The organism is Saccharopolyspora sp. NPDC003752 (assembly GCF_053605825.1).
In genome coordinates, this window is sequence record NZ_JBSGJZ010000091.1 from 1 (window position 1) to 1,269 (window position 1,269).

The following is a 1,269-nucleotide window of genomic DNA, read 5'->3' on the forward strand; positions in this document are numbered from 1 at the left end:
TGAGGTTGCCCCCGAAGACCGGACACCGGGGTTTCATGCCACGAGGGCTAGGCCTTGACGATAGCTGACGCGCGTTTCGTGGGGGGTTCGGTGGTCAAGTGTCGAATGTAGACGGTCGTGGTTGTAGTAGCCGAGGTAGAAGAAGACGTCCCGCCGGGCGTCTTCTCGGGTGGCCCACACGGTGGTGCCGATCTCGGCCTTAAGCGTGGCGAAGAACGACTCCGCGACAGCGTTGTCGTAGCACGACCCGGCCCTGCCCACCGACGGTCGCACGCCCAGACCGGCGAGCGTGGCACGGAAGGCGGCCGAGGTGTATTGCGAGCCACGGTCGGAATGAAAGACCGCGTCGTCACCGACCAGGCCACGCCGGGAGGCCAGGACGATCGCGTCACCGACCAGTTCGGCGCGCATGTGCCCGGCCATCGCGTGGCCGATGACCTCCCTGTTGTGCAGGTCGATCACCGTGGCCAGATACAGCCAGCCCTCCTGTGTGGGCAGATAGGTGATGTCACCGACGAGCCGCCTGCCGGGTGCTGGGGCGGTGAAGTCGCGGCCGATGAGATCGGGCACCGGGGCAGCGGTCTCATCCTGCCTGGTCAGTGACCGGCGCCGCCGCCGGGTGATGCCGGCGATGCCGTGCTCGCGCATGATCCGCTCGACGCGTTTGTGGTTGACCCGCCGGCCGCGGCGGCGCAAAGCGGCGGTGACCCGCGGGCGACCGTAGGTGCCACGGTGCTCGGCGTGGAGCCCGGCGATCTCGGCTGCCAGCCGTTGGTCGGCGGCGGTTCGTTCGGCGCGTGCGGGCGCGGCGGCCAGCCATTCGTAGAAGCCCGGACGTCTGATACCCAGGACCCGGCACAGCCGTGCGACGCCGAAGACGGCGCGGTGTTCGGAGATGAACCGGTAGCTGCAGGTCAACGACCCATCTCCTTGGCGAAATAGGCGGCTGCCTTGCGAAGAATCTCCTTTTCCAGCTCCAACTCGGCCACCCGCTTACGCAGCGCCCGCAGCTCTTCCTGCTCACTCACCGAAACGCGGCCTGGCGACGCGGTCTCGGCGCGTTCGACGGTGCGGACCCAGTTACGCAGCGTCTCGTGGTTCACCCCGAGCTCGCGGGCGACCTGCCGTAACGGGCGATCCGAGGACCGGGCCAACTCGACCGCGTCCTTGCGGAACTGCTCGGGATACTTCGATGAACCTGACACAGGGACATCCTTGCTCAGGCAACTTGCCTGGGATCAGGGTGTCCGGCTTACAGGGGCAACCTCA

At 67.4% G+C, this 1,269-nt stretch carries 2 protein-coding genes; both read right to left on the reverse strand.

The features are described 5' to 3' along the window. Positions 1-33: 33 nt before the first annotated feature. Positions 34-918: an IS3 family transposase gene (locus tag ACWEV3_RS43365; protein ID WP_452619500.1), complete on the reverse strand. Its 885-nt coding sequence runs from the start codon at positions 916-918 to the stop codon at positions 34-36. Further along, a complete protein-coding gene (locus tag ACWEV3_RS43370) occupies positions 915-1,205 on the reverse strand; it encodes a transposase (RefSeq protein ID WP_452619501.1) in 291 nt (96 codons plus the stop codon). The genes ACWEV3_RS43365 and ACWEV3_RS43370 overlap by 4 nt, the downstream gene beginning before the upstream one ends. Positions 1,206-1,269: the final 64 nt, after the last annotated feature.